We start from the raw sequence: 22,110 nt of genomic DNA on the forward strand, positions 1-22,110 counted from the left end.
TCTTGTTTTGACGCGTTTTCTTCACGCGAACCGGTATCCACTTCGCTCGAAAACGCTCTAGCTAACGCTCCGATCTGCTCACGCTCCGCTCTTGCGTGGCAGCGTGAGCGTTCAGCGCTGTCCCATTGGTGCAATCGGCATCGGCAATGGCGCGACCGGCTCGGAAATCACTTCCGGCACGGCGGTGTTCAACTGCAGCACGGTGGCGGCCGCGGGGACCGCGGCATCGGCCATCGCCGCATGGCCTTCGGCGCTCGGATGCACCGCGCCGCCATACACCGCCGACAGGATGCCCCATGTCGCGTCGTGGATGTCGCTTGGCTGCATCGAGGATGGCAGGCCCTGCGGGTAGGTCATCGCCGTGAAGTAGCTGTCGTTGGCGTCGCGGATCCAGCGCGCGCGCGGCAGATAGGCGCGGTATTCGCCGGCGCTGCGGCCGCATTTGAGCGGCTGGTTGGCCGCGGCGACGATGTCCGACACGAAGCTGTCGCCATTGGCGGCGAAGCAATCGCGGTCGAATTCCGGATCGGTCGACGCGCGTGCGCAGAAGCCATGGCTCGCAAACGCGTCCTGATGCGCATCGACGAAGGTCATGCGGTCGGCCTGCGGATTGCGGCAGATGATGCCGGACTGGCACTGCGCGATCGCCTTGAGCTGCGGCAGGAACTCGTTCTGCACGAAGCTCGAGACCGACGCGAGGCGGTTGGGATCCGCGTTGAACGAGGGATGGATCTCGAAGCCGGCGCGGCCGCCGGGGCAGGGCGCCCCGCCATTGGCCAGCGCCGGATTGGCATAGGCCGTGTAGATCACGTGCGAGAGATCGCCGCCGACCAGCGGCTTCAGCGCATCGCGCAGCTTGGCAAAATCGGCCGGCAGGTCGCGCGCCAGCGCCGAACGGGCATCGTCGACGCTGGCCATCGAGCCGCCGCGGCTGAACAGCGTGCGCTCGGTCGGCGTGTCGACGATCACGTTGGCGACGAGGCCGGAGAAATAGATGTCGTTGGCGCCGATCGACAGCAGCACGAGGTCGAGGGTGCGGTCGGGCTGACGGCGCTTGGCGGCGGCGAGTGCGGTGCGCAACTCCGCGATCTGGCCGTTGACGGTGCCCGAGCAGGTGTTGGCTGTCTTCGTCGGCAGGCATTCGCGCGCCTGCTGCGAGCCGAGCAGGCCGTCGGCGATGGTGGCGCCGGTGCAGGCCAGCGGCAGATAGGTCACCGCGATGTGCGGATATTGCACGGCGAGCGCGAGCGCCGTGCGGGTCTGGTAGCTGTACAGCGACCGGTGACAGGCCGAGTTGAGCCACAGCGCGCTCTGGCGCTGCCAGTTGGTCAGGGTGTCCGGTGCTTCGCAGGCGCGGCCGCCTTTGTAGCCGGCGCGGCTCGGCCGGTAATATTGCGCCCCGCCGAGATAGGAGCGGAAGCAGAACCCCTCGTCGGAGAGCGCAATCGCGCGGTCGGGATTGCCCTCGCCGGATGCGATGCTGTCGCCGAGGCCCGCAATCAGCAAGTCGCGCACCTCGATCGGCGTCGTCACGCGCTGGTTGGCGTCCGAGCCGCTCGCGACGTCGACGGTCGCGACCGTGGTGCGGCCGTAGCGGACGCGCAGATTGACCGGCTCGGCGCAATCGAATGTCGAGGATTGCGGCCCGTCGCCGTCGTCGAACGACCAGGCGCAGGTCGCGCCGACCGGAACCGGTCCGGTGAGCCGCACGACGATCGGATGATCGATCGGCGTCAGATAGCTTTCCTTGACGTTGTCGCGCGTGCAGGGCTCGCTGACGCGGCCCTGCAGGTCGATGCAGAGCCGGTTCACGGTGTTGCGCGCCCAGCCGCGGCCGTCGCTTTGCAGTTCCAGCGCCTGTTCCGAGGCCAGCACGGTGCGGCCAAGCCCGCTTTCGACATGCAGGCGGAAGTCGCGTTCCTCGCGGAACAGGCGGAAGCGGTTGCGGACCTCCCAGGAGATCTGCAGCTGATTGTCCTGCGCGTCCGCGGCCGATGCGAATACCGCGGCCAGCGCGCTGCCGAGCAGCACGCTGCAGACCGTCACCCGAAACGAAAATCGAACCAAAAAGCCAATCATGGCGCGGTTTGACGCGAGCGGTACGGCGAAAATAAGAGAAGCGGCTGCGAGGATCGAAAATCCGGGATCGAGCGGCCCGCACGAGGGCCGATAACCTTGCCTGTTACCGTTTCAGCTGCCTGACCCGCCGGCTTTCGATCGGTTGCCGCACGGTCGCCGAAGCCGTGCAGGCTTGGCTTAGTCGTTTCCGCTCTTGCCAGGGCTGCACCACGTTGAGCCAGAGCTCGCGCATGCCCATGATCGAGATCGAAATCCCGAACGGGATCAGGAAGTAGAGGATGCGGAACACGACCAGCGTCGCCAGCAATTGTTCCTTGCTGAACTCCGGCAGCGCCACCAGCATCGCGGCGTCGAACACGCCGATCGAGCCGGGGGCGTGGCTGGCGAAGCCGAGCAGCGTCGCCAGGATGAACACGACCGCCAGCGAGACGAAGTCGATATGCGGCTCGGTCGGCATCAGCAGGTACATTGCGAGCGCGCAGAAGCCGAGATCGACCACGCCGATCAGGATCTGCAACAGCGTCAGCTTGGCCGAGGGCAGCACCACCTTCCAGCCGTTCTGGCCGAGCTCGCGGCGCTTCTCGCCGGTCAGGAGCCAGACGAAATAGGTCCCGATGCCGGCAAGGCAGCCGAGCGCGATCAGCCGGTTCATCGCCGGCGGCAGCAGGTCCATCGCCGACGCCGCCGCCGGGTGCCAGGCCATGCCGAAGCCGAGCACGAACAAATTGCCGAGCCAGAAGGTCAGGCCCGACAGAAAGCAGATCTTGGCGACGTCGATCGCGGAGAGGCCGTAATCGGAATAGATCCGGAAGCGGATCGCGCCGCCGGTGAAGACCGTGGCGCCGATATTGTGGCCGATCGTGTAGCTGGTGAAGCTCGACAGCGCTGCGATGCGGTAGGGGACATGGATCTTGCCGATCGTGCGCAGCGCGAAGAAGTCGTAGAAGGTCAGCGTGCAGAACGCCCCGACCACGCAGAGCGCCGCGAGCGCGATCCGATGCGGCGCGATGTTGGTGAGCGCGGTGAGAATGATGCCGGTATCGACGCCCTTCAGGGTGTGAACAAGCGACGTGATCGCGAACGCGATGATCAACACACTCGCGGCGATCCCGAGCCGTTTCCAGCCGATCTTTTCCTTGAAACCACGCCCAAGCGTGGTCAGCAGCCGAAGCATTCATCCTCCCGGCGGGGCGGCAATTTCAGTGGGACCCGGTCACGGACGGCGACGGGTGACGGGCAAACGCACCGTACGCGATGACCCATAAGGCAAAACCGATGCGTTGTGCAGCCCTTGACACGCCAAGCTTCGGCCCTCGTCCAGCGTCATTGTCATATTGGCTACATATGTTCTCGCTCTGCGGAATGTGAGTCGCAGGACAGCGACGGGGCCGCTGCGTGTTCCGCCGTTCCAGGCGGTTTCGTCGGCCTTTTTGCCGATTTTGGGGCCGTCCCGGCGTCGATGCGGGTTCGTTGGCGCGAGGCGAATAGACGATATGCATCAGCCTGGGGACGCCTGGGCCCGCTGTGGCGTTTACCAAAGTGTGAAGTCGACAGGCGCTTGCGCATGATCCGCCCTGCGCTCGGGGCCAAGTGAGGCGCGCGAGGGCGGTCCGTAGGTCTATTGAGGCAAAACGCCGCGCGAGCGGGCCGCCGTCGGGCAGGCCGGCCAGGCATGCGACTCCACACTTCGATCGATGGCGAAGTGTTGCGGCGCAACGAAGGCCTATGTCTCGCATTGGTTGCCGAGAGCAAGGACAAGACCATGCAACAGACATCCCTGAACGTCCGGCACATGCCGCCGGACCGGCGCGCAGCGTCGCATCAGCAGTCGAGCGGGCTCGGAGCGACGTTGACGCTCGCTGCGATGAGTCTCGGCTATGGCGTCGTGCAGCTCGACGTCACCATCGTCAACACGGCGCTCAATGCGATCGGCGCCTCGCTCGGCGGCGGCGTTGCCGAACTGCAATGGGTGGTCAGCGCCTATACGATTGCCTTTGCGGCCTTCATCCTGACCGCGGGCGCGCTCGGCGACCGGATCGGCGCCAAGCGCATCTTCATGGCCGGGTTTGCGATCTTCACCGCGGCATCGGTTGGCTGCGCGTTCGCGCCTGATGCGGCGACGCTGATCGCCGCCCGCTGCGTGCAGGGGCTGGCCGCGGCCATTCTGGTGCCGAACTCGCTGGCGCTGCTCCGCCATGCCTATGAAGACGAGCAGGCACGGGGACGCGCAGTCGGGGTCTGGGCCGCGGGCGCGAGCCTTGCGCTGACCGCCGGCCCGTTCGTCGGCGGCGGACTGATCGCGCTGGTCGGCTGGCGCGCGATCTTTCTGGTCAACCTGCCGATCGGCCTCGCCGGCCTGTGGCTCGCCTGGCGCTTTGCCGGTGAAACCGCGCGGCATCAGCAGCACCGGCTCGATCTGCCGGGTCAGGTCGCGGCGATCGCCGCGCTCGGCACGCTCGCCGGCGCGCTGATCGAGGGCGGCGCGCTCGGCTGGGGCAGCCCGTTCGTGATCGCAGGCTTCGCTCTCGCCGCCGTCTTCTCCGTGCTGTTCGTCTGGCGTGAGGCGCGCGCGCCGCAGCCGATGCTGCCGCTCTCGCTGTTCCGCCACCGGATGTTTGCCCTGACCTCGCTGGTCGGCCTCCTGGTCAATGTCGCGTTCTACGGCCTGATCTTCGTGCTCAGCCTCTACTTCCAGCAGGTCAACGGGCTGTCGGCGCTCGCCACCGGCTTGGCGTTCGTGCCGATGCTCGGCGCCGTGCTGCCCGCCAACCTGATCGCGCCGCACGTCACGGAGCGGATCGGCGCGCCGGCGACAATCGCGCTCGGCGCCGCGCTCTCGGCCGCCGGATGCCTGGCGCTGCTGTTGATCGGCCCCGGCACGAGCTATCTCGCAATCTGCCTGCAGCTGCTGGCCATCAGCAGCGGCCTCGGCCTGCTGGTGCCGCCGCTGACATCGGCGCTGCTCGGCAGTGCCGAGCCGCAGCATGCCGGCATCGCGGCAGGGGTGCTGAACGCGACCCGGCAGACCGGCAGCGTGCTCGGTGTCGCGCTGTTCGGCTCGATGGTCAGCCGGTCCGCGGCCTTCATCGCCGGCCTGCATGCGGCGCTCGTCATCTCCGCCGGCGTGTTGCTGGCGGCCGCTGCGCTGATCTGGATCGGTTCATGGTCAGAGGCCCGGCGTTGAGACGAACTGCGGCGAGGGATCTCCGCTCGCCTTGACCCGATCGCCTGCATTCAAGGCTTCTTCACCATGCGTGGAACCTTGCTGCATTGCGGTTACCGTTCGTACACGAATGCGTCTGTTCTTATAGGTCCATAAAGGGGGCCTATATGTATCGCGTTCTGACCTGTCTCACTTGGAACATGACTGGCGACTCGTCGTCCTTGGCGCGGTGATCTGCCTGCTCGCCAGCGCCGTCGCGATCAGCCTGTTTCACCGCGCCCGCGCCGCACAGGGGCGTGCCCGCGAGATCTGGATCGGCCTCGATGCGGCGGTCGGCGGTTGCGGTATCTGGGCCACCCATTTCGTCGCCATGCTGGCGTACGATCCCGGCATCGAAGCCGGCTACAACATTCCCATCACGCTGCTGTCGCTGGTGCTCGCGGTTGCGATCCTGGCCGTCGGATTGGCCGTCGCCACGCTCGACGAACGCTGGCGGACAGTTGCGGCCGGTGGTGCGATCGTCGGTGCCGGTGTCGCGGCGATGCATTACACCGGCATGCTCGGGCTGGAGCTGCCCGCGCGCATCGTCTGGTCGCCCGGCATCGTCGCCTCATCGATCGCGTTCGGAAGCCTGTTCGGCGCGCTCGCGCTCGTCGTTGCCACCCGTGGCGAACGTTTCGGCACCGTCGCCGCCGCGACCGGTCTTCTGACCGTCGCGATCGTCTCGCATCATTTCACCGCGATGGGCGCGGTGACGCTCGTCCCGGATCCGACGATCGTTTCCGGCGGACTTACGGTCTCGCCGCGCGTGCTCTCATTCATGACCGCCGTTGCGGCCTTCGCGATCCTCGGCCTCTCGCTGATCGCCTCGATCCTCGACCGTCGCGCCAAGACCGAGCTTCACAAGCAGAAGGTGGTGCTCGATACCGCGCTCGAGAACATGTCGCAGGGGCTGTGCATGTTCGATGCCGAGGGCCGCATCATGCTGTTCAACGAGCGCTACAGCGAGATGATGGGGCGCAGTCGCATGCCGCTGCAGGGACGCCTGCTGATCGACGTCCTGCAGGACCTGCATTCCATCGGCGAGTGGGACGGCGATCCCGAGGAGTTCTGCAATGCTCTCGTCGCCGAGGCAAAGGCCGGCCACAGCGCAACGCGGATCGTCAGCCGCAACGAGCGCGCGATCCGTGTCGTCGACCAGCCGATGAAGGGCGGCGGCTGGGTCGCGACCTTCGAGGACATCACCGAATGGCAGCAGGCCCAGGAACAGATTTCGCACATGGCGCGGCATGACGCGCTGACCAATTTGCCGAACCGGACGCTGTTCCGCGAGCAGCTCGAAAAGGCCTCGAGACTGGCCAAGCGTTCCGACCAGCTGGCCGTGCTCTGTCTCGATCTCGATCATTTCAAGGAAATCAACGACACGCTCGGACATCCGATCGGCGATGCGCTGCTGCGCGAAGTCGCGCGCCGGCTCGGCGAATGCGTGACCGAGCACGATACCGTGGCGCGGCTTGGCGGCGACGAATTCGCCATCGTGCAGTTCTGCAGCAATTGCGAGCCGTCCGTCGTGTCGTCGCTGGCAAGTCTCGTGGTCGAGCGGATCGCCGCGCCCTACGAGATCGGCGGCCATCAGCTCGTGATCGGCGTCAGCATCGGCATCTCGCTCGGGCCCGAGGACGGCAAGGATCCCGACGAATTGCTGCAAAAGGCCGATCTTGCGCTGTACCGCGCCAAGGCCGACGGCCGCGGCACCTATCGCTTCTTCGAGACCGGGATGGATGCGCGTGCGCAGGCGCGCCGCCTGCTGGAGCGCGACCTGCGGCTCGCGCTCGAGCATGACGAGTTCGAGGTCTACTATCAGCCGATCCGTGACGTCGCGGGCGGTCAGGTCGTCGCCTTTGAGGCGCTGGCGCGCTGGAACCATTCGCTGCGTGGCCTGATCGCGCCGAACAATTTCATTCCTGTCGCCGAGGAAACCGGGCTGATCGTTCCGCTCGGCGAGATCGTGTTGCGCAAGGCCTGCGCGGATGCCGCGGGCTGGCCCGAGGCCGTCGCGGTTGCCGTCAATCTCTCGCCGGTGCAGTTCAAGAACCCGAACCTGGTGTCGTCGGTGAAGGCGGCGCTGCAAGCATCCGGCCTGTCGCCGGACCGGCTCGAGCTCGAGATCACCGAATCGGTGCTGCTGCAGAACAGCGAGGCGACGCTCGCGGTGCTGCATGAGCTGCGCGGCTTCGGCGTCCGCATCTCGCTGGACGATTTCGGCACCGGCTATTCCTCGCTGAGCTATCTGCGCAGCTTCCCGTTCGACAAAATCAAGATCGACCGTTCCTTCGTCACCGACCTTGCGACGCGCGAGGACTCGATGGCGATCGTGCGCGCGGTCACCGGCCTCGGCAAGAGCCTCGGCATCGTCACCACAGCCGAAGGGGTCGAGACCGATACCCAGTTCGACCTGCTGCGTCAGGAGGGCTGCACGCAGGCGCAGGGCTATCTGTTCAGCCCGCCGCGACCGGCAGCCGACGTCGCCAAGATGTTGCGCAGGGCGCCGGAACGGTCGGTCGCCTGAGTTGGAAGGCTAGCTCAGCTCTTGCGCAGGGCAAAATAGGCGCCGCAGAACGCCATCACCGCGCCGAGGCACAGGGCGGCAAGGCCTGCGAGCACGGCGGAAATGGTCGAGACCGTGCTCGGCGCCGACGCGGCCTGGCCTGCGCCGGCCAGCATCAATACGCCGACGACAATCAGGAAGTTACGCATCCGTTGCGGGATCTGGCCGGCCACCGCGCTGTGCATCAGATTGGCGGTGAAGTAGCCGCCCGAAAATCCGACGGTCGCGATCAGCCACCACGCAATCGCCGCGCCCGCCGGCATGAACTCGTGGCTATCGGAGCGCCACAGGCCGCCGAGATCGAGCCCGTAGCGCGCGCCGAGCATGTGCACGGCAAGCGCCAGCAGCACGCCGGATATCATCGCGCCGCCGAGGATGAGATAACGCGGAAAATAGGTCGTCTCGGGCATGGCTCGCTTGTAGGATAGGCGCGACAGGCTGCGCAAGCTTGCGCGTACGTTTGAACGGGTGGAACGGCGAATTGCCAACAACGTTGCAGGACCGGTCGGAGGCAGGCGAGGGCTCGCCGCTGCGCTACGCCTACAAGGCCTCCTTGATCGGCTCGGCGCACCAGTTCGAGCTGACCGAGGAGGGGCTGTCGTGGCGGATCGCCGGCCGGTCCGGCGTGTGGGACTATGCCGACATCTCCGCGGTGAAACTGTCCTATCGCCCGGTCTCGATGCAGCAGCAGCGGTTTCGCGCCGACATCGACAACGCCAGGGGCGGGCGGATCGCGATCCTCTCGACCACCTGGCAGACCGCGACGCTGATGGCGCCGCAGGGGCATCTCTACCGCGACTTCATCGTCGAGCTGCATCGCCGGATGCAGGCGGCGGGCAGCACGGCCAGGCTGGTCGGAGGCCTCGGACCGAAGACGTACACCGCCGCGCTGGCGCTGCTGGCCTGCCTTGTGGCGGCAATGATCGGATTGCTGCTGACGGCGCTGCTGACCTCGAACTGGATGGGCGCGCTGTTCCTGGTCGGCTTTGCGGCGCTGTTCACCTGGCAGGTCGGCGGCTTCGTCACGCGCAACCGGCCGCGGCGCTACAGCTTCGATCAATTGCCCGATGCGCTGCTGCCGAAGGCGGTTCGCAATCAAGCCCGATGACGTGCGACGGCGTCGCATTCACTCCGTCGAGTCAAAATCCTCTTCGGTCGCGCTCAACATGCCTGCGAGAGTCCGCAGGCCGAGGTCGAGCTGCTCCATCGGCGGTGCAGCCAGTGCGAGCCGCACCGCATTGGGCGCGTGCCCCGGCGTGGCGGCGAAGGTGGTCGACGGCGTCAGCGCGATGTCGCGGCGCGCCGCGGCCGCGACCAGGGTCTGCGAGCGCCAGTGCGGCGGCAAGGTCAGCCACAGATGATACGACTTCGGGTTGGTCTGGATTTCGAAATCGGCCAGATGCTTCGCCGCCAGAAGCTGGCGGCGGCCGGCATCGATCCGCTTCAGCCGTGACAATTCGGCGGCGGTGCCGTCGGCCATCAGCCGCTGCCCCGCGGCGAAGGCGTAGCCCGACGCGGTCCAGCCGCCCGAGCGCACCGCGGCCATGATGCTCTCGCGCAGCCGCGGCGGCGACACGATGAAGCCGAGCGCGAGGCCCGGCGCGACCTTCTTCGACAGGCTGTCGAGCACGATGCAGCTGTCGGGCGCCAGCGCGGCGAGCGGCGCCTCGTCGTCGAGGAATCCGTAGACGCCGTCCTCGATGACGACGAGGCCGAGCTTCTCCACCACCCGCAGCAGCTCGGCGCGACGCTCGGGCGGCATGGTGATGCTGAGCGGGTTCTGGATCGTGGGCTGGACGTAGATCGCGGACAGATGCGCCTCGCGATGCGCTTTCTGCACCGCATCCGGTCGCACGCCGTGTTCGTCCATCGCGAGCGGCACCAGCGAGATGCCGAGCCGCGCGGCGATGCCCTTGACGAACGGGTAGGTCAGCGCCTCGACGCCGCAGCGTCCGCCGGCCGGCACGACGGCGGCGAGCGCGGCGGCGATGCATTGCCGGCCATTGGCGGTGAACACGATCTGGTCGGGATTTGGCGTCCAGGTCTTGCGCGCCAGAAATTCCGAGGAGATGGTTCGGGCCGCCCGCGTGCCAAAACTGGTCGCCGGCCGCAGCGCGCCCTCGAGCACCTCGGGCCGCTCCAGCCCTTCGAGGCTCTTGGCGATCATCGTCGCCTGGTGCGGCAGCAGCGGATAGTTGAACTCGAGGTCGATGCGGGCGCCGCGCGGCTCGGTCGGGGCCGCGATGCCGCGGCGTGCCTCGCCGGAGACGAAGGTGCCGCGGCCGACTTCACCGACCACCAGCCCGCGCCGCAACAGCTCGGTGTAGACCCGGCTCGCCGTCGAGACGGCGATGTTGCGGTCATAGGCGAAATGACGCTGCGGCGGCAGCCGGTCGCCCGCCTTCAGCGCGCCGCTGGCGATCTCGGCGGCCACCGCATCCGCCAGCTTCAGATATTCGAACCTCGACATTATTGCACCGAGAGCAATGTTTTACTTGCTCCGAGTAATGTACCGGATCATTTAAGAGGGAACAAGCCCATGATTGCACCGAGGAGCGCGCAAGCAATCCGAGGTTCCGACGGCGCAGGCGCTGAAACAGCATTTGCGTCAACGGCGTAGCTTTGTATATGGGCAGCGAAGGAGATGACAATGTCAGCGATATCCTCAGCCGCCGCAGCGCCCGCGCGGCCCAGCATGTTGGGCGGGTTGCTCCGATTGCTCCGAGTGTGGGGCGATACAATCGCGACCTATTGGGTGCGCCGCGAGGCGATCAAGACGCTGCGCCAGCTCGATGACCGGGCGTTGCGCGATATCGGACTCTCGCGCTGCCAGATCGAGACCGCCGTCACCGGCGACTTCGACCTGGAGCTGGTGCGGATCCGTTAAGACGCCGGTGCTGCGCTAAAGCATGATCCGGCAAAGTGCGAAGCGGTTTTCCCTCGCGACAAACGCGGGACGCGTTTGCGCGGAGATCATGCTCAAACAAAGAGTTAAAGCGCGATGACGATTCAACCCAATCGCATCGCGCTTTAGCGCCGGGCGCCGACTGCCGGTTGCAGAATTCACCGAAACTACACCAAAGAAGCGGAAGAACCCCATCGCGTCACCGCCGTTGCTCCAAGGTTGTGAGGCCATATGCTAGCCTGTTAGCTGCGTACGCTCGCGTTGAGTTGGGGACCGATGGCCGCTCGCAAATTGTCGCAAGGGCAGGTCCCGACCCGGGAAGCGCGTCGCCGCTGGCATGAGGAGCGATCGCTGCGCTGTGCGATCAGATTGGCCCGCATGGGCTACTGGGAGTCGCAGAGCGCCGCCGCGACCGATCTCTGGATATCGCCCGAGCTCGCTGCATTCTACGAATTCGAGACCGCCGACGGCTACATTCCCATCGCCACGGTGCGCGAGCGCTATTTGCCTGAAAGCCGGAAGCTTCTGGAGGCGCATTACGCGGCCTGCTGGGCGGAGGGGCGGCCCTATGCGGTGCGCACGAGACTCCGCGGTCCCGATGGCAGTGTGCTCGACTGCGTCGTGCATGGCGAGCCGGAATTCGACGCGCGCGGTCAGGTTCGACGCGTGTCCGGCATCGTCCGCGACGTCACGGAGGAGACCACCGCGCTGCGGCGCCTGGCGGAGAGCGAGCAACGGCTGGCCGATTTTGTCTCTACCGCCTCGGACTGGTGCTGGGAAAGCGACGCCGAGCATCGGCTGCTGCCCTATCCCAAATCGCTTGCCGGCAATGCGGCGTTCCAGACGGTGGCCGCTGGCAGGAAGGCGCGCTGGGAACTGACCTATGCGCCCGAGGATGGGGAGGCGATGGCGCGGCACCGCGCCGATATGGAGGCCCATCGCCCTTTTCGCGACTTCACCTATACGCTGATCGGCAAGGACGGCTCGCGCGTCAGTATCTGCACCAGCGGCAAGCCGATCTTCGCCGATGACGGCAGCTTTCTCGGCTACCGCGGCACGTCCAGCGACATCACTCAGCTCAGGGCGGCCAAGGCGCTGCTCGACCAGCGCACGCGGGCGCTGGAGGAGGCTCACCGCCTCGGCAAGATCGGCACCTGGAGCCACCGGCTGGACAGCGGCCGCACGATCTGGGCGCCCGAGCTCTACCAGCTTCTCGGCTTGCCCGACACGTTCGAGCCGACCGATGAGAACATGAGGCCCTATTTCCTGGACGGCGACGCCGACCGCTTCCGGGACGTGCAGAAACGGGTGCTGCGCACCCGCCGGACCGAGGCTACCGACCTGCGCATCCTGCACGCGGACGGCATGCCCCGCGATCTGGCTGTGATCTGCAAGGCGGAGGTTGCCCACGACAAGGTCGTCGGCATCATCGGCACCGTGCAGGACGTCACCGAGCGCAAGGAAGCCGAGCGCCAGCTCGAGCAGCTCGCCTACAGCGATCCGTTGACCGGCCTTGCCAATCGCGCGCTGTTCACGCGCCAGCTCGCCGCCCTGACCGAAGGCTGCTCCCAGGGAGGCCGGACTGGTGCGCTGCTGCTCATCGACCTCGATCGCTTCAAGGAGGTCAATGATTCCCTCGGCCATGCCGCCGGTGACGAATTGCTGATCAAGGTGGCGGCTGCGTTGCGGCAGGACCTGGGGCCGCGCGCCTTCATCGCCCGGCTCGGCGGCGACGAATTCGCCGTGCTGGCGGATGGATGCGACACGTCCGACGCCGCGCTGACCGGGCTTGCCGATCGGCTCATCGGCAAACTGTCCGGCCCCGTCGATCTCGCCGAGGGCGAGGCCTCGGTCGGCGCCACCATCGGCATCGCCCGCCTGCCGGAGCACGGCGCGACGGCGGAGACCGCTGTGCGCAACGCGGACCTCGCGCTCTACATGGCCAAGGAGGCCGGGCGAGGGCGGGCGCAACTGTTCGAGCCGGTCTATGCGCAGGCGGTCGATGAAAGGCTCGATCTCGGCCGCCATCTGCGCCACGCCGTGGAGGCCGGCGCCCTCGAGGCCCATTACCAGCCGCAGGTGGATCTGAAGACCGGCCGCGTCACCGGTTTCGAGGCGCTGCTGCGCTGGAGCCATCCCGAACGCGGGCCGATCTCGCCGGCGGAGTTCATCCCGATCGCCGAAAGCTCCGGACTCATCGTCGACCTCGGCCTGTGGGTGCTGCGCGAGGCCTGCCGGCAGGGCCGCGCCTGGCTGGACGCCGGGCTGCCGCCGCGCTCCATCTCGGTCAATGTCTCGCCGGCGCAGATCTGGAGCGTGGATTTCGAGACCGCGGTCTCGGCCATCCTGGCGGAGACCGGCTTTCCGGCGGAGCTGCTCTGCCTGGAGCTGACCGAAAGCCTGTTCGTGGATCATACCGAGCAACGGATCAGCCGCACGCTGACGGCGCTGTCCGGCTTGGGCGCCCGGCTGGCGCTGGACGATTTCGGCTCGGGCTATTCCTCGCTCGGCTATCTGACGCGCCTGCCGTTCGACTGTCTGAAAGTGGACCGGGCTTTCGTCGATGGCATTTCCACCGCGCCGGAGAAGCGCAAGCTGCTCGGCGGCATCATCGCCCTGTCGCACGGGCTCGGCATGACGGTCGTGGCGGAGGGCGCCGAATTGTCCGCCGAACTGGACGTGCTCGGCAGCCTTGATTGCGACCTGGTGCAGGGCTTCGTGTTTTCCCCGCCGGTCGCCGCCGACAAGGCGCCGCTGGTTGCTGCCAGCATCGAGCGCGAGGCGCGCCGGATCCAGCCGAAACGGAATCGCCTCTAGGCAAGCACCGCTTTGGCAGCATTCTTCTTGTGCGTGGCTTTGCCTCGATGGTGGCAGCTCACCAATTCGCCAGGCCGTGTACTCACACACCGGCGTTGGGCGAGGGGCGCTTGACGCCCGCTCTCACCTGACAGCGGCGAGAAGGCGGACCTCGCCGGAGGTTGGAGAAGGGCCAACAGCGGACTTCGGCCGAGCACCACCGTGCAGCACGGCGGGTTGCTGTCCTGCCCCCGCGCATTCGCCGAGACTATGCTGGAAGGCCGGCCTTTCGCAGCCCGTCGACCAGGTGCTCCAAATCTTCGGCGCGTTTGAGAATGGATACCTGCTGCTGGGTGCCGCTGATGCTGTATCTTGGATTTAAGCGTAGAACCTCGTTTGCCTCTGCACGAGCATCTTCCATTCGTCCCAGCTGAGCGTACGTCGCAGCCAGGAAGGCGTGGCCATACTGGTGATTGGGCGCGCGGCTAATGGCTTCGGTCAACCAATGTTGGGCATCGTGGTATTCTTTGAGGTGGTAGTGAGCTACGCCGACCATCAACGGCGCAAAATGCGGATGGAATGGATCAAGGCGCATTTGCAACTTGGCGATGGCAATAGCTCTGGTCGGCTCTCCCACCGAGTAAAATATTTGCGCGAGGCGGTAATCCGCGAAATTGGGGTTAAGCGCCAGCGCTCTTTCGGCGGCGCCAGTCGCTGCGTCGAAGTCACGCTTCCGGATGATGTTATAGCCCAACTCGGCATAGGCTTCGGGCAGGCTCGGATTGTGGGCAATTGCCGTGCGCGCCAGTTTGATGGCCAGGTCAAGGATAGTCGGGCTCAAATATTCATCATTCAGCGGATTGAGCCAAGCCACCCGGTGAGTGCTGGCCAGCATTGTATAGCAACGGGCATATTTCGGATCGATGGCCAGCGAATCCGCGAGGTGCCCTCGTGTCCTCAATAATTCCGCCATTTGCCACGAGGACTGGAACGCTATCCACGCCGCACTTGCGCGCATGTAGTGATCGTAGGCCTGCCAAGTCTTGGGCGGCTTGAGCAAGGTGCGTTCAGCTTCCGCCATGTTCACATGCGCGACCAGAATTGCGGCGATCGTCCGCGCCACGTCGTCCTGGATCGCAAACACATCCTTCAACTTCTGGTCATAGCGCTCGGCCCAGCGGTGGACGCCATTTGCAGCATCAATCAGCTGCGCCGTGATCCGAACTCGGTCATTGCCCCGACGAACGCTACCCTCCAGAACATAGCGCACGCCGAGTTCTCGACCCACCTGACGCAAATCAACCGCTCTGCCCTTGTATCGAAAACTCGAATTGCGTGCGATCACGAACAAGTCCGAGAAGCGGGACAACTCGGTGATGATGTCTTCCGAAATTCCATCCGCAAAGTACTCCTGCTCCGGGTCGCGACTCATGTTCTCAAAAGCCAGGACGGCGACCGATGGCTTGTCGGGAAGCGCAAGCGCCGGTCGCGCCGGAGCGTTGCCGAACGACACGCGATAGACCCGCACCGGCCGTGCAATGTTCTTCAGTTGATGCTCGCCACTATCTTCGAATTCGACGTCAAGCTTATCCTGCGTATCTTCTCGTACGCGTTGCGATACACAGATGTCGCCCGGCTCACAAAGCGCCTCGAGCCGAGCCGCAACATTTACCCCGTCCCCAAAGATATCGCCGCCTTCTATGATGATGTCGCCGGCATTGATGCCAATGCGGAACTCGATCCGCTTTTCAATTCGGACATCGGTGTTTCGGGTGATCATGCCGCGCTGTATCGCAACGGCGCATCGCATCGCGCCGACCACGCTGGCAAACTCCACCAAGATTCCGTCGCCGGCGCTCCTGATGAGCCGCCCGCCGTGCTTTTCGATCTCGGGATGGAGGAGCGCGGACAGATGTTCGTTCAGCCGGGCGTGCGTACCCTCCTCATCAGCACCCATTAGGCGGCTGTAGCCAGCCACATCGGCCACGAAAATAGCACTCAGTCGCCGTTCCACACGGTCTGCGGCCATAAAAGCTCGCCCTGATCCGATCCGATCTTTAGTCAAAGACTATTGTCAGAAGCAGGAGGTGTCTATCGGGCTCCGAACACCGGTGTTGTTCAGTTAGTGCCAGCCCGCGTGCGAGCTTGGCGAGATCGACCCCGGTATCGAATTCTGCCCGCTTCGATGGCGAACCGCGTGCGAGGTACGGACGGATGGGCGCGCCCGCAGCGCGCCGGAGAGCCAAGCCGGTCAGATGACGTTCTTTCGGAGGTTGCGCCCTCGAAGGGAACGTGGTCCAGCTGTCCTTGAAAATCGCGATCCTCGTCGAAAAAGGGAATCAGCGAATGACGAGATTCACGCCGCTTCTTCTCGCCGCGCTTGTCATGCTCTCCAGTCCCGCACTTCCGAATGATGGACAGATTACATTGGTTGTGGGATTTGCGGCAGGAGGAACCTCTTCAACCGCAGCCAGAATCGTTGCTGAAGCAGCAGAGCAGATCGCGCGAACGTCGACGATCGTGGAAAATCGACCTGGCGCGGGAGGAGCAATAGCGGCGGATTGGGTACTTCGGCAAAAGGGGACCCAGACACTCTTGTTCATGTCCTCCACGTCGTCGCTCAGAACGTCTCCTCAAAGCGAGCTCGTGCCCGTCGGAGTTTTGGCGACCTTCTCATACGTTGCAGTCACGAGAAAAGACGCTGCCGCGCATCTTGCTGAATACATGCAGGAGGCCTCGCGCGAGGAGAAATATCGCACCGTGGCCACCGCAGGCGCCGGGAGCATTCCCCATCTCATAGGTACAAAGCTTTTCAGCGACTACGGAGTGCCGATGGTGCACGTACCCTATCAGGGGTCGGCGCCAGCGATCCTCAGTGTCCTTGGGGGGCATGTCGCGGCTGCGATTGTTCCTTTTCCGGACTTTCTCCCGTTTCAAGATTCGCTTCACATTCTTGCACAAACCGGCCGCGGGATTGAGACAGAAGGATGGGTCGGCATCTTCGCTCCGCCGGGAACATCAGTGGAGGAAGTCTCCCGACTCTCCGAGATTTTTCGGCAAGCATCGCAACGTTCTCAGGAGAAACTGCAGAATGTCGGATTTAAGCAAGTATGGGGATCCAGTGCAGAGGCACGAGCGATGCATGAGAAAGATTACACCCAGTGGACGCCGATACTTAAGGTGCTCGGAATTCAACCCTGAGACGGCCGCGACGGTGGCCGGCCATGACGCGACCGGGGGCTTCACACCCTGCCGTCCGGAGCAGCGTCGATTTTACGTGCGCTTTGGTTAGGCCCTCCGCTGTCTCTTCCGCATTCGGCGGAGCCCCTGCACGGATCAAGCGCGGAGGGCAGACTGCAGCCTTGTCGGGCGTTGACGGCCCGGGCGCTAACGGCGCTTTGATACTTTCTGGACCGTTTTGAGCGCTTGATTGACGCCCTTCAGCGATTCATTGACGCCCTTCAGCTGCGCTTGCAGAGCATCCCTGCGCTTCTGTAGGTCCTTCAGCAGTGCTTTCCTTTGCGCCGCGGTCAATTCCTCAAAGTCAATGAGATCCACTGCAAATCTACACATCGCCGCCTCCAAAGTGGCAAAACTAGATTTGATTAATCCCTTGTCCAATGCACCTCTGAATTGTCGACAATTTCTAGTGGATAATCAAGCGGGATGATACTCGGCTCCGACGAATTTTGGCGAGCTTGCGCGCGGCATGACACCGGCACAAAGCGACGCACTTTTGGCACCGGCTTGGTGCGACTGAGCTGATCGTTTCAAGGATCAATCAATCGGCCAAGCTGCGCGTTGGGGTTTGCGGCCGCATTGGCCAGGATTGCCGTGTAATCGGCAATCCAATTCTGGACGGTGTTTGGCTCGAACAAGTCGTCCTTGCGCCCGCATATGCCGGTCATTCCCGACGGGGTGTCCTTAAGGGTCATCGAAAGCCAAGCGCGATCGATCGGCATGGCAGACCGTTCCTCCTGGTAGCCGAACGGACGAACCGTCAGATCGGGCAGCCGGAGCGCTCGGCGGAACGCAACTTGGAGAACGAAATAAACTTGAACGAGTGATGCCGGGCACAAGCCGGTCTCTTCTGCCAGTCGGCTGGCAATGATGTCGAATGGAAGTTCTTGTCTGGCGTAAGCCTCCAGGACGGCCTTGCGCACGCGATTGAGCGCTTCGCCAAATGTCAGGTCAGCATCAAGTTGGGTACGGATGATCGTTGTGTTCGCGAACGGACCGATCACGCGTTCCGTCCTGAGTTGAGGCCGATTGGCCATCAAAGTCGCGACACAAATGTCGTTGCGTTCGCTCCGGAGCAACAGCAGGGTCTTGAAACCGGCGAGTAAACTCATGAACAGAGTTGCGCCCCGGTCACGGCTCATGGCGCTGAGCTGCGTCACCAGATTGTTGGATATTTGAAATGATTCCTGGAGAGTGCGCGAAATCAATTCGCCTCCAACGCTGCTTTTCGGGGCTGCAAATGGAGGTGAGGCTTTGTCGAGGCACCGCTTCCAGTAAGCGAACTGCCTGTTTGCTTCCTCGGTGCTGGACCACAAACGCTGCCAGCGAGCGAAATCGGAAAACTGAACCGACGGTTCGGGCAGTTGCACCTTCGCACCGGAAATCGCAGCGGCATAGATCTTCAGAAGCTCTTCCATGAAGATTGCCATCGACCAGCCATCGATGATGATGTCGTGCATGACCAGAAGCAAAACATGGTCCCTGGCATCGAGCCGGAAGACATAGGCCCGGAACAGTGGCGCATTGCTCATGTCGATCGGCGCCAGGGAGCTCCGTTCGGCTTCCAACTTCGCCTTTACCAGCATAAGTTCCTTGGCGCGGGTATCTCCGGTATGCGCCGGGTCTGCATAATCCTTCACAGCCAGGATCGATCTGACATCGACGTCCGGCACGACGCGAGCCAGAGGGACATCACCCTGCCAGATAAACACCGTGCGCAGCATGTCGTGCCGACGCACGACCTCGGCAAGGCTCTGCTCGAGCACGGGAATGCTTAGTCGGCCCTGCAATCGATAAGCGAACGGCAGGTTGAACTGGGGCAACCCGGGTAATTTTCGCTCGATGCGTAGCATGCGCTCCTGCACGATGGAGATTGACTGTGCGCCGTCTGCATCGGCGCGCGAGATCTGCGATGGCGGATCGTGCGGGCGCGCCAACGAGCCTTCTTTTGATGATTCAAGGCGAAGCGCAAGCGCCGCAACGGTCGACGAATCGAAGATATCCTCGAACGACAGCATGATGCCGAAGCACTCTTCCACACGCAAAATCAACTGGGTCATGGCAAGTGAATCCACGCCGAGCGCGAAGACATCCTGATCAACGCTGATCCGATCGATGTCCAGGATGTCCTTCCAGATACCGGCCAATTGACGCTCCAACTCCGAGCTGGGCGCAACTCCTTTGCCGTCGTCCTGGATTGGTCGAATCTTTGAAAAGCCGGCCGCAAGTTCATTGCGCTTGATCTTCCCGCCGGGGCCTTTCGGAATCTCCGGTACAATCACGATGAGGCCAGGGACCTTAAACCCGGCCAGGCGTCCTCGGGCAAAGTCCCGGAGACTCTGTACGCTCACCTTTGCGTCCTGACGCAGCACGATAGCGGCGGCGACGTCCGCGCCTAGTCGCTCATGGGGAACAGGGAAGACAGCGGCGTCGATCACAGCCGGGTGGCTCAGCAAAGCGCCCTCTACCTCGGCGGGGGCAACCTTCTGGCCGCCCTTATGGATGATCTCCTTGATGCGACCGACGATAAAGAGATACCGGTCGGCGTCCAGGTATCCGAGGTCGCCGGTCCGGAACCAGCCGTCCTGAAATGCGGACGCTGTAGCGGCGGCATCATTGTCGTACCCCCTGGTTATGGTGGGACCTCGCAGTGCGATCTCTCCACGTTTGCCGGATGGCAGGCGACGGCCGCCCCTGTCCAGTATCCCGATCTCTGGGCCGGCCGGCCGGCCGACTGAACCGCGCTTTCGCCGCTGCAAGGGATTAGCAGCGATCTGGGTCGCGGCCTCCGTCATGCCGTAGGTGTCTATAACCGGAACACCAAACAGCGCTTCCAGTCCGTCGAGCACTTCCGACGACAGGGACGTCGAAGCCGAACGAACGAGCCGCAAGGATGACTGCTGCGCAGCCTGCCTGTAGGGATCCGCCGCCGCCAATAGTGCGCGATGGATTGCCGGTACCGCCGTGTACCAGGTTGGTCGGAACTCCGTCAGCCAGCCGAAGAACGCTGTCGCATCGAAGCCAGGCGGACAGACCGTACTGGAGCCTGCCGCAAGCGCGGCCAGAAGTCCCGAGATCAAGCCATGCCCATGAAAGAGAGGCAGTACGCCTAGCAATCGGTCGCGAGCCTCCAGCTCCAAGGCGGCGCCAACGTTGTCGGCCGACAGACAGACGCTCGCATGGGTCAGAGGGACCGTTTTGGGCCGCGACGTGCTGCCAGATGTCATCAGGATGAACGCGTCGTCAGCGCTGGATGCAAACTCGTCGTCAACCAGGAGCTGCGGTGCCCGACCGGCAACACTGAACGCGCCGGCTCCCTCGTTCGGCCGAATCGACACATCGATCACGGGCACGCCCTGGATTTGGGCGGCGCGTCGGCTGGCCGAATTCAAGTCAGCGTGCGTCAATAGCGCCGCCAGCTGCAATTCGTCGAAATAGCGCTGGTATTCATCACAGGTGAACCCCGGATTGAGAGGCACACAAACCGCGCCGGCCGCAACCGTGATCGCCGCTACTGCAGCCTCTGGTCCGTCCGGCAACACGATCGCGACCCTGTCAGTTCGGCGCACGCCGACGTTCCGCAACCCGAAAACCACTTCATTTGCCTGCGTCCATAGCGCGCCATACGTCATCGGGCGGCGCGCCGGGGCCAGAATGGCATAGCGCTCCGGCGCAGTTTCCGCATGGTCGGCGAGGAGGTCTCGAACGCACGGAAAGGGGCGTCTTCCGGCGCTCTTGCGTGCGTTACCTTTCCGCAATTCCTTGACAATATTCGACAACGCCGCCCCTCTTCGTCAATGTCGCTCCGTATACTGAACTGGTGAAGTCAATTCCCAGAACCCTCAAACACATCGAAGGCGAGAATACGCGGATAGCATCGTCGGGCAATCGACCGCGGGCGCCTCGGCTGCGCTCAGGCAAGTTGCCCGTTCTGACAGCGTGGGGAGAGGATGTATGCGCAATTTCGGAATATTAGAAGAATATCCCTGAGTTGCCCGACGTGTCAAGTTGCCTGGTCGATCCCGGCAGCGGCCGACTCCTTTGCATGGGGTTGTTTTCGATATTTTGGCAGCGCCGCCTGCGACGGCCCCATCACTCATCCCGCTTTAGTGCCGCACCACCAGCACCGAGCATTTGGCGTAGCGCACCACGTGGCCGGCATTTGAGCCGAGGAAGTAGGTGCGCATCGCCGGGCGGTGCGAGGTCATCACGATCAGGTCGGCCTTCATGGCCGCGGCCTCCTCGAGGATCTCGTGATAGATGCCGCCCTGGCGGACCACGCCCGAGATGCGGGAGGGCGCGATGCCGGATTCGCGCGCGACGATCGCAAGCGCTTCTTCCGACGTCTCACGTTGCTGGCTGTCGAAATCCGCCGGCACATATTCGGCGAGCATCACCGGCGTCATCGGCAGCACGTTGAGCAGACGCACCGTCCCGTTCCATGTTTGCGACAATGTTGCAGCGGTTGCGATCGCCGGCTTCGCCAGATCGGTATCGGCGAGGTCGATTGGAACGAGAATGGATTTGTACATCTGCGCCTCCTGTCCGCGATTGGTCTGGAGCCGTTTGGTCCCTGTGCCCGGGACGCGCGCCTTCTTATTCTTGAAGTCGTTCTGTATCGACGCGAACCGGTCCCCCTGTCGCGCAGATGTCAATATAGCATGGCGGAGCGGCGCTGTCCGCTTGCGTCAGCTGCGCGAGGCTTGCTTCAACAGTTTAGGGCTGACGAACAGGACGAGCTTGCCGCGCCGGAACGAGACGTCGTTCCAGTCGTCGATCGCGAAGTCGAAGACGGCGAGCCCCGAGGTCGGCAGATTGTCGCGAAGCGCGCGCTTTGCGGCCTCGTCGCCGCTGCCGGTCAGCGTCAGCGCGAGCTCGTGCATGCCGGGGTTATGGCCGATCAGCATCAGCCGCTTCGGATCGGTGACCGAAGCCATCCGGATCGCGGTCAGCAAATGCACCGGATCGGCGCCGTAGAGCTCCGGCACGAATTCGACTTTCGGCGCATGTCCGGCGCCCTTCAGCGCCTCGCGCACGATGTCCCAGGTCTGCGTGGTGCGGACTGCCGGCGAGACCAGGGCCAGATTGGGCAGGGGCGGATGACGGGCGATCCAGCCGCCGATCTCGGCCGCATCGCGGTGGCCGCGCTCGTCGAGGCGGCGGTCCTGGTCGTGCCCCGAAGGCGCGTCGTGTTCGGTCTTGGCGTGACGCAGCAGCAGCAAACGGCGCATGGACTTCCATTCTCGATTCGGTCAGGTCGAATTAATCTACAGGCTCATGCCCTGGACAAGGTGACAAGCGCCGCAGCGGTTCGTAAGA

The 22,110-nt window shown here is 64.2% G+C and carries 15 protein-coding genes; 6 read left to right on the top strand and 9 right to left on the bottom strand.

The window, feature by feature from the left end; all coding sequences use genetic code 11:
- Positions 1-111: 111 nt before the first annotated feature.
- Positions 112-2,079 carry an SGNH/GDSL hydrolase family protein gene (locus tag JEY66_RS16920; RefSeq protein ID WP_051110122.1) on the bottom strand — a complete coding sequence of 656 codons (1,968 nt, stop codon included), beginning with the start codon at positions 2,077-2,079 and terminating at the stop codon, positions 112-114.
- Positions 2,080-2,182: 103 nt separating this feature from the next.
- Complete coding sequence (locus tag JEY66_RS16925) at positions 2,183-3,253, bottom strand: lysylphosphatidylglycerol synthase transmembrane domain-containing protein (protein ID WP_018272587.1); 1,071 nt, start codon at positions 3,251-3,253, stop codon at positions 2,183-2,185.
- A gap of 618 nt (positions 3,254-3,871) precedes the next feature.
- Between JEY66_RS16925 and JEY66_RS16930 the strand changes: the two genes are divergently transcribed.
- Positions 3,872-5,263 carry an MFS transporter gene (locus JEY66_RS16930; RefSeq protein WP_051110199.1) on the top strand — a complete coding sequence of 464 codons (1,392 nt, stop codon included), beginning with the start codon at positions 3,872-3,874 and terminating at the stop codon, positions 5,261-5,263.
- 172 nt (positions 5,264-5,435) lie between these two features.
- A complete protein-coding gene (locus tag JEY66_RS16935; protein ID WP_018272585.1) occupies positions 5,436-7,811 on the top strand; it encodes an EAL domain-containing protein in 2,376 nt (791 codons plus the stop codon).
- Between the two features lie 14 nt (positions 7,812-7,825).
- On the opposite strand, the gene JEY66_RS16940 is transcribed toward JEY66_RS16935, so the two are convergent.
- Complete coding sequence (locus JEY66_RS16940) at positions 7,826-8,260, bottom strand: hypothetical protein (protein ID WP_016840859.1); 435 nt, start codon at positions 8,258-8,260, stop codon at positions 7,826-7,828.
- A 71-nt stretch (positions 8,261-8,331) separates the two neighbouring features.
- Between JEY66_RS16940 and JEY66_RS16945 the strand changes: the two genes are divergently transcribed.
- Positions 8,332-8,958: a hypothetical protein gene (locus JEY66_RS16945; protein WP_244620892.1), complete on the top strand. Its 627-nt coding sequence runs from the start codon at positions 8,332-8,334 to the stop codon at positions 8,956-8,958.
- An 18-nt stretch (positions 8,959-8,976) separates the two neighbouring features.
- Here the strand turns inward: JEY66_RS16945 and JEY66_RS16950 are convergent, their stop codons facing one another.
- On the bottom strand, positions 8,977-10,320 hold the full coding sequence (locus JEY66_RS16950) for an aminotransferase-like domain-containing protein (RefSeq protein ID WP_018272582.1): 1,344 nt from the start codon (positions 10,318-10,320) through the stop codon (positions 8,977-8,979).
- 255 nt (positions 10,321-10,575) lie between these two features.
- On the opposite strand from JEY66_RS16950, the gene JEY66_RS16955 reads away from it, so the two are divergent.
- A complete protein-coding gene (locus JEY66_RS16955) occupies positions 10,576-10,737 on the top strand; it encodes a DUF1127 domain-containing protein (protein ID WP_016840847.1) in 162 nt (53 codons plus the stop codon).
- Between the two features lie 294 nt (positions 10,738-11,031).
- Entirely contained in the window at positions 11,032-13,572 is a 2,541-nt protein-coding gene (locus JEY66_RS16960; RefSeq protein ID WP_041482678.1) for a sensor domain-containing protein, read from the top strand.
- Positions 13,573-13,819: 247 nt separating this feature from the next.
- Here the strand turns inward: JEY66_RS16960 and JEY66_RS16965 are convergent, their stop codons facing one another.
- Positions 13,820-15,580 (bottom strand): adenylate/guanylate cyclase domain-containing protein, encoded by a 1,761-nt coding sequence (locus tag JEY66_RS16965; RefSeq protein WP_026193020.1) that lies wholly within the window; start codon positions 15,578-15,580, stop codon positions 13,820-13,822.
- 263 nt (positions 15,581-15,843) lie between these two features.
- On the opposite strand from JEY66_RS16965, the gene JEY66_RS16970 reads away from it, so the two are divergent.
- Positions 15,844-16,752 carry a Bug family tripartite tricarboxylate transporter substrate binding protein gene (locus JEY66_RS16970; protein ID WP_018272580.1) on the top strand — a complete coding sequence of 303 codons (909 nt, stop codon included), beginning with the start codon at positions 15,844-15,846 and terminating at the stop codon, positions 16,750-16,752.
- 186 nt (positions 16,753-16,938) lie between these two features.
- Here the strand turns inward: JEY66_RS16970 and JEY66_RS16975 are convergent, their stop codons facing one another.
- From JEY66_RS16975 to JEY66_RS16990, 4 genes are all read right to left on the bottom strand, one after another.
- A complete protein-coding gene (locus tag JEY66_RS16975; protein ID WP_018272579.1) occupies positions 16,939-17,172 on the bottom strand; it encodes a hypothetical protein in 234 nt (77 codons plus the stop codon).
- A gap of 149 nt (positions 17,173-17,321) precedes the next feature.
- Complete coding sequence (locus tag JEY66_RS16980; RefSeq protein ID WP_080650385.1) at positions 17,322-20,570, bottom strand: AMP-binding protein; 3,249 nt, start codon at positions 20,568-20,570, stop codon at positions 17,322-17,324.
- Between the two features lie 327 nt (positions 20,571-20,897).
- Positions 20,898-21,323 carry a universal stress protein gene (locus JEY66_RS16985; protein WP_018272577.1) on the bottom strand — a complete coding sequence of 142 codons (426 nt, stop codon included), beginning with the start codon at positions 21,321-21,323 and terminating at the stop codon, positions 20,898-20,900.
- 156 nt (positions 21,324-21,479) lie between these two features.
- A complete protein-coding gene (locus tag JEY66_RS16990; protein ID WP_018272576.1) occupies positions 21,480-22,022 on the bottom strand; it encodes a SixA phosphatase family protein in 543 nt (180 codons plus the stop codon).
- Positions 22,023-22,110 lie beyond the last annotated feature (88 nt).

Source organism: Bradyrhizobium elkanii USDA 76 (assembly GCF_023278185.1).
In the GTDB taxonomy this organism is placed as follows: domain Bacteria; phylum Pseudomonadota; class Alphaproteobacteria; order Rhizobiales; family Xanthobacteraceae; genus Bradyrhizobium; species Bradyrhizobium elkanii.